Origin of the sequence: Brevundimonas sp. (assembly GCF_013823285.1) — a bacterium.
In the GTDB taxonomy this organism is placed as follows: Bacteria; Pseudomonadota; Alphaproteobacteria; order Caulobacterales; family Caulobacteraceae; genus Brevundimonas.
In genome coordinates this window covers 1-485 of the sequence record NZ_PNLV01000208.1, presented here as the reverse complement: position 1 = coordinate 485, position 485 = coordinate 1, and the positions used below count along the sequence as shown (strand labels likewise).

Genomic DNA, 485 nt, shown 5'->3' with positions numbered 1-485 from the left:
GACAGCGTCCAGCACACCCTGTCGGCCTATCTGGATCTGGTTGCGCAGAAGGTGAAACCCCAGAACGCCATCGACCTCACCAGGATCAGCCGCATCCAGATCGTGGCCTGCGGCACCGCCTTCTACGCCGGTGAAATCGCCCGCTACGCCTTTGAACGGCTGGCCGGCGTGCCCTGTGACGTGGAGATCGCGTCCGAGTTCCGTTACCGCAGCCCGGCCCTGACGCCCGGCACCCTTGTGGTGGCGGTCAGCCAGTCGGGGGAAACTGCCGACACCCTGGCCAGCCTGACCTGGTGCAAGGCGCAAGGGTTCGACACCGCGGCGGTGGTCAACGTCCACACCTCGTCCATGGCGCGCGAAGCCCGGGCCATGTGGCCCACCTGGGCGGGCCCGGAGATCGGCGTGGCCTCCACCAAGGCCTTCACCGCCCAGGTGGCGGCCCTGCTGTCGCTGGCCCTGGCGGCGGGCGTGGCGCGCGGCCGCGT

At 69.9% G+C, this 485-nt stretch carries 1 protein-coding gene; it reads left to right on the top strand.

The window, feature by feature from the left end:
* The coding region (locus tag C0461_RS14415; protein WP_292107997.1) for an SIS domain-containing protein at positions 1–485 on the top strand (485 nt) is incomplete at both ends.